This is a genomic window from Corynebacterium sp. HMSC074C01 (assembly GCF_001814605.1).
In the GTDB taxonomy this organism is placed as follows: Bacteria; Actinomycetota; Actinomycetes; order Mycobacteriales; family Mycobacteriaceae; genus Corynebacterium.
In genome coordinates, this window is sequence record NZ_KV817274.1 from 57,026 (window position 1) to 63,025 (window position 6,000).

General features: G+C 58.2%; 8 protein-coding genes. 7 read left to right on the top strand and 1 reads right to left on the bottom strand.

The genetic code is table 11. The features are described from left to right. The first annotated feature begins 813 nt into the window (after window positions 1-813). Together HMPREF2978_RS04805 and HMPREF2978_RS13215 are read left to right on the top strand one after the other, a co-directional pair. On the top strand, window positions 814-1,365 hold the full coding sequence (locus HMPREF2978_RS04805) for a recombinase family protein (protein WP_070744391.1): 552 nt from the start codon (window positions 814-816) through the stop codon (window positions 1,363-1,365). Window positions 1,366-1,433: 68 nt separating this feature from the next. After that, window positions 1,434-1,607: a hypothetical protein gene (locus tag HMPREF2978_RS13215; protein WP_168166441.1), complete on the top strand. Its 174-nt coding sequence runs from the start codon at window positions 1,434-1,436 to the stop codon at window positions 1,605-1,607. 220 nt (window positions 1,608-1,827) lie between these two features. On the opposite strand, the gene HMPREF2978_RS04810 is transcribed toward HMPREF2978_RS13215, so the two are convergent. Continuing rightward, the gene (locus HMPREF2978_RS04810; RefSeq protein ID WP_070744393.1) at window positions 1,828-2,067 is read right to left on the bottom strand and encodes a hypothetical protein; all 240 of its coding nucleotides are present in this window, start codon (window positions 2,065-2,067) and stop codon (window positions 1,828-1,830) included. Between the two features lie 218 nt (window positions 2,068-2,285). Here HMPREF2978_RS04810 and HMPREF2978_RS04815 point away from each other — a divergent pair, with 218 nt between their 5' ends. From HMPREF2978_RS04815 to HMPREF2978_RS04835, 5 genes are all read left to right on the top strand, one after another. Beyond that, complete coding sequence (locus tag HMPREF2978_RS04815) at window positions 2,286-2,750, top strand: hypothetical protein (RefSeq protein ID WP_070744395.1); 465 nt, start codon at window positions 2,286-2,288, stop codon at window positions 2,748-2,750. A 108-nt stretch (window positions 2,751-2,858) separates the two neighbouring features. Further along, window positions 2,859-3,338, top strand: coding sequence for a hypothetical protein (locus tag HMPREF2978_RS04820; protein ID WP_070744396.1), 480 nt, complete (start codon window positions 2,859-2,861; stop codon window positions 3,336-3,338). A gap of 116 nt (window positions 3,339-3,454) precedes the next feature. Continuing rightward, window positions 3,455-4,360, top strand: a complete 906-nt coding sequence (locus HMPREF2978_RS04825; RefSeq protein WP_070744397.1) for a DUF418 domain-containing protein — start codon at window positions 3,455-3,457, stop codon at window positions 4,358-4,360. Then, window positions 4,360-5,478: a trypsin-like serine protease gene (locus HMPREF2978_RS04830; RefSeq protein WP_070744398.1), complete on the top strand. Its 1,119-nt coding sequence runs from the start codon at window positions 4,360-4,362 to the stop codon at window positions 5,476-5,478. Before HMPREF2978_RS04825 ends, HMPREF2978_RS04830 begins: the two co-directional genes overlap by 1 nt. A gap of 11 nt (window positions 5,479-5,489) precedes the next feature. Then, entirely contained in the window at window positions 5,490-5,678 is a 189-nt protein-coding gene (locus HMPREF2978_RS04835; protein WP_070744400.1) for a hypothetical protein, read from the top strand. Window positions 5,679-6,000 lie beyond the last annotated feature (322 nt).

The following is a 6,000-nucleotide window of genomic DNA, read 5'->3' on the forward strand; positions in this document are numbered from 1 at the left end:
AATCCTCCTTAGATTGACTGGGAAAAATGAACGGGTTTGCCTTCTTCGTGAAGGCGGTGTAGCGTAGCGGCTACAGCAAATTGCTAACTCCTTCCTTTGGTGTATCCAGATACAGCGCATTGCAGTGCGCGGCACAAAAAATAGAACAGAACAGCCCAGCGGTTGACTACTCAGTTCTCACACAGCACTCGCGAATCGTGCGCAGCCACCCGGTTGAAGATAGACTTCTTCCAGGGTTCTTTCGCCGTTTTCCGCGCAAAGCTTCATCTTTCCACTTTCGAACAGACGTGTCAAATCCTAGCCTGTTTTTATTCATTTAGTTTTCCAGTAGGCAAATAACCCCGGGAAATGAATCCCATCGACTTCGCAACCCCGGCGCGGGTTTGCGGGCGCTATACGTCCCGGTCCCGGTGTGTACGGGAGGGGTATACCCCTGCCTCTATCGGGTGTGTGCGTTTGAAGCGCGAGAGGCACCCGTAGCTTTACGAACCGCACAAGGGGGACGTGCTGTTAGCGGGGGACGCTAGGGGCGGGGCGGCTCCTTGTCGTTGTTGCCCGTGTCAAAGTGCAAGCCTGTGTGTTGCAATCTCAACTCAGCCACAAACCTGCGGCAAAGCCTGCCTAGTCCAAACCCAGTGTGCGCGCGGTAGTCCCTGCGAGGGTGTCCGATAGGCTATACCCCTGCGGACACCGGGGGCGGTGTACGTATCCCCTGTACGATAGGGTGCTAATCCCTATTTATTGACACTGTGTACGCCGGGTTATAGACTCCAACGTACACCCCGGTACATTCTCACAAAGGACGCTAAGCAAATGTCAGTAATCGGATACCAGCGCGTAAGTTCATACGGACAAAACGAAGAACGCCAATTATCAGATGTAGATGTAGACGAAATGTTTACGGACAAGGCCAGCGGCAAAGACACAAACCGCCCGCAGCTTAGTGCTGCTATCCGCTACGCCCGCAAGGGGGACGTGTTCGTGGTGCACTCTATGGACAGACTCGCACGCAACATCGTTGACCTACGCGGGATAGTGGAAGAACTAAACACCAAAGGCGTTGCCGTCCGCTTTGTCAAAGAAAATCTAGAGTTCACCGGCGAAGACTCGCCAATGTCTAACCTGCTACTGAACATGCTAGGTGCAGTCGCTGAGTTTGAACGCAGCATGATTAAGGAGCGCCAACGTGAGGGTATCGCCATCGCAAAGGTCAAAGGAAAATACAAAGGACGTAAACCATCGCTAACCCCGGGGCAGGTCAATGAAGTTGTAGAGCTTAAAGCCAGCGGCGTATCAATCGCAGAAATTGCCCGTCGTTACGGTGTTTCACGTCCTAGCATCTATCGTGCTTTGGAAAACAACTAAAACGCACCGTGCGCGGGTTGTATTGGGTAATATGAACAGGTCTCTATCGATTAGGTAAAGGAAGTGACATGCTTACTAACGCAGCCGAACTGCTCGCCACGAACCCGGATATGCTTAATCCGGAGGGCGTCAAGTTGATTGCCGGGGTGTTCTTTGGCGGTCTTGCGGCACTCGCTCTCGGTGTTGGTTCCAGTATTGCAGGGCCAACTGCGCTACTGGCATCTTCTATGGCAGACGCATAAGCCTACAAAGCCAGAAACGCCCCGGTACCTTGCAAAAGGGCCGGGGCATTCGTGTTCCTAGACTGCGTAAACCTGTGTCGCTGTGGTTCCGGAAACGCTGGTATTAATCCGCGTCATATCTTGGCTAGCTATCCATTCGGTTACAGACGCCGGTACATGCTTTGGATACGGCAATTCGTAGGAGAGACGAACACCGTTGGCTAGCGTTTCGAGTTTGTAGTTAAACACCGAGGGCAAACCACCTCTCGCGCTCACGGCCAGAAACGAAGTAGTCGTTATCGCCTTCGTCATCGTGCAGCACGAACAGCCCGGCGCGCCGGGCGTATTCCAGCACCGGCACCACCAACGGGTGCCAGTCTTGGAGCACGGCATCATGTGATAGCTGTAGACGTCCCTCCACGTTGTTCACGCTCACCAAGAACGGGATACTAAGCCCATCCAACTTCGTCGCTGTATCCATTACAAGCGCTCCTTATTCGAGTTATTGGGCACGTTTTGGGCACGCGCCCTGTCTGGTATCGTCAACCGCAACCAGAAAAGACGTTGACCAGTGCGTTATCGAAGGAATCCGACTACTTTGTTCGAATCCCTCCGGGCGCACCAAATCTCAGCCGCCTTCGGGCGGCTTTTCTCGTTTTCGACTCCGTGGGTTGGGCAAACCCGGTAGTGTTCTGAAATATGATCAAAGCGATTCTCTCCGCCATCCTGCTATTCATCTCCTCGCTGTTTTCTAACGCGGGCTCCTCGGAGCTGGCGGGGAGCTCGGAGGCGTGGGGGCTAAACGTCGCCCAGCACGGCATCATTACGAACACGCCTGCAGCTTTGGTCGAGGCAAACGATGAGCAGATGGAACATATCACTGCTTTCAGGTGGGAGTCTGCGGCGAGCCCAGAGGATTTCTCCTTGAATTTCCAGGACCAGACGGTGTGGTTGCCCTGTAACGGCGGTGACTTCACCTTGGTTGATGGCGGCGTGGAGCTCAGCATGTTGACGGATAAGGCCTGCCCTAGAGGAAAAGTCGACCTTCCCTTCATCATGTTCCTGTCCGAACCGGCGAAGGTGAAGGTGGACCCCGATGCCTCCGCAACCCCTGAGCGCATTTACCTCGTGCGGGATGGAAAGGCCATTGCGCTTAGCCGCTGAGACGCATATCGCGCAGCGCTGAGTGAAACGCAGAGCTGACAACAAACAGAAATGAGAAGACCGGCCAGAGCCAATGGTTGGTCGGTTGGGAGGGATACAATGATGCCCATGATTCAAGCGATTCTCTCCGCTATCCTGCTTTTCATTTCCTCCCTCTTTTCTTTTGCTGGCTCCTCGGAGCTGCCGGGGAGCTCGGGCATAGCGGAAGTTGGATCCTCGCAGCGCAACATTGTTACTGGCGTGCCCGCAGGCCTAGTCACCGCCAATGCGCAGCAGATGGAGTTCGTGGTGAATTCCGAGTGGGAGTCCGCGCAGCAGCCGGATTCCTTTCGCGTGAACTTTAGGGATCGGGTCGTGCAGTTCTCCTGCGATATCCTCAGTTTCCACTTTGAGAGCAGCGGAGATGGTCAGCTAGAAATCACTCGGGATTTGAGGTTGGACAAAATCTGCTTTGGCTCGCAACCTGACGGGGCCATCATGAAACTTCTTGCAAGTCCAGTAACGGTGATGGTGGACCCCGATGCCTCCGCAACCCCTGAGCGCATTTACTTCGTGCGCGATGGCAAAGCCATCGCCCTTAGCCGCTGAGACGCATATCACGCAGCGCTGAGTGAAATGCAGAGCTGAAAACGCACACAAATAGGAAGACCGGCCAGAGCCATTGGTCGGTCTTTCGACGTTTTCAACTGCAAGGAGATGAATAGGTGTCAGCGCGCGCCCGAATAGTGGGCCTCGATATTGCTCGTTCCTTGGCCATCATCGGGATGATTATTCTGCACATGGCCAATCTGGTCTGGGGCGCCAAAGTGGTGCTCTCTGGGCTGCCGGCGGCGGGCTTTGCCATCATTGCAGGTACCACGATGATGATTCTTGCCCGCGACTACTCGCTGCGGGTCTTCCTCAAGCTGGTCGCCCGCGGCCTGATAGTCATGCTCATCGGCGTGGCGCTGTTGCCCGTCGGCGGTGAGATTCAGGTGGTGCTCGTCGTGATGGGCGCGGCCATGGCTCTTACCGCTTGGGTGCCGCCGCTCGCCACCGTGTGGAAGGTCCTGCTCTTCGCGCTGGCCACCGCGGGCGCCACGGTGCTCTACGCGCCCTATACCCTCCCGCAGGTCTATCCCCTCGTGGCATTCCTGGCGTACATGGTGGCAGGCATGCTGCTTTACGACGTCTACCTCACCCGCCCCACCCGCATCCAAGCCGTTGTGACCGCGGTGGCCGTCGTCGTTGCCGGCATCGGCCTGTGGCAGCGCTTCAACCCGGATATTGCCGGCTGGCTGCGCTTTACCGGACATACGGGTGTGCTTGGTGAAATCCTTCTCTCCGTGGCGGTCACCGCGGTGGTGCTGCACCTGTGCCTGATTATCGGCCGTCAGCTGCCGCGCTTGACCTTCCCCTTCGCGGCATTGGGCTCGATGTCGTTAACCATCTATATCCTGCACATTTTCACCGCACGCTACTGGCAAGCACACGTCTCGCTGCACAACACCATGGCGGCACTAGGCTTTGTGCTCGCGTTCCTTCTGTTGAGCGCGCTGTGGAAGAAGTTCTGTGGAAAGGGTCCGGCCGAGAGGGCCGTGGCTTGGGCAATCAAGGAGGTGGCCGCGTAATGGTGGCACGAAAGATAACTGCTGTTGTGGCCAGCTCTCTGGTCGTGGGGCTAGGCGCTGCGCCGGCCATGGCCTTGGAATTCGCCCAGCCTGCACCCCACTCGGAGGAAAGCGCCGTCGTGGCTGCGCTACGTATGGGCAAGATTGGAAACTTCGGCGATTGCACCGGCACGCTGGTTGCCGAGCAATGGGTACTCACCGCCCGCCACTGCTTGGAGTCCGTCAACAACGAGGGCTCACAAGCTCGCTTTGGCCAGGGCAAGGACACCCGCGTCTATGACGTGGACTCCTGGGCTGTTTCACCGACTATCGACGCCGGCCTCATGCACCTGACCGAGCCCGTCAAGGGCATAAAGTCAGCCAAGCTCGCGGACGCTGTCCCCACCGCCGGCGAGAAAGGCCACTTCTACGGCTGGAGCAGCAGCTCCCGCATGGCCCGCAAGGGCCAACTGCCGATGGCTGAGATGGAAGTAGGCGAACTGCTATCCGGTGGCACCCCGCCGGCCAGCCCAGATGAATCCGGCGAGAAGATGACGCCGGTGGCGCCAGGAGATTCCGGGGCTATGGCGCCTGGCGATATGGCTGTGCCTGCTCCCGGTGGAATGGTCGCTCCCGCCCCTGGTTCGTCCGACGCGCCCCAGGTGATGGAGGGCGGCGACATGCCAGAGATCGCCGCTGGACCCGACGGCGCGGAAAGCATTCCGGCCGGTGAACTCGGGGGAGTGGGCCCGATGATTGCGGCTGCCATCATGGACGTGAAGTCCCTTAATGGTGAGGGCATGCAGGGCGGCGACTCCGGCGGGCCGTTCTTTGTCAACGGCCGCCTCGTGGGCGTGGCCACGGCTGGCACGTCGAACGCGGATCCGGATCTGCCTTCGCCGAGTGCTGCCATCACGTCGGTGGTTGAGGTCCGCGACTGGATCGAGGACGTCACGAGCGGCCGCGACACCGACGGCGTCCACAACGCCGATAACTCCCCGGCGCCTCCGGCAACGATGCAGGTCAGTGCGCCCGTGGCTCTGACCGCCGGCGTGACTGGGGTAGTGGGCCTGATCGTGCTGGCCATCGCCTCGCGTTTACTTCGCCGAAAGTCTGGTGCTGAGCGGGGTAGCAACTAGGCTGTTTCTCCATGAAGGAGAAACTCGTTCCGTGTCTGATTGCCGGTGCCATCTTTGGTGTGGTGCTGTGGCTGGCCTCCGGCATGCTGTGGCTACTGCCGGTAGGCCTAGCAGCCGGCCTTGCCGGATACCCGCTGCTTGGCATCACGCGTGATGAGTCCCAAGCCCGCAAACGTCGCGACGACACCTTCCGCGACTAAGCTCCCCACGCCACCGCACTACGCCGCTTCACAGCCCGCCGCCGCCGCGCACGCTCCTCCACGGTCGGTCGCTAGATGGCACCCCACAAACCGTCACCAAATGGTGTCCCAGAAAAGGCATCCGCTAGAAGGCATCTTTGGGGCCAAAAACGCCATCTGCACGATCTAAAAGGCGTTTTCAGGCGAGAAAACGCCTCTTGACAGACGCCTTCTGACAGATGCCGTTTGCAAGATGCCTTTTGCTGACTGCTGCTGCCCACTGGCCAGCACTCCTACAAAAGGCTCCACTCAGAAGTCTCCAGTCAAAAGGTTCCTCTGGGGG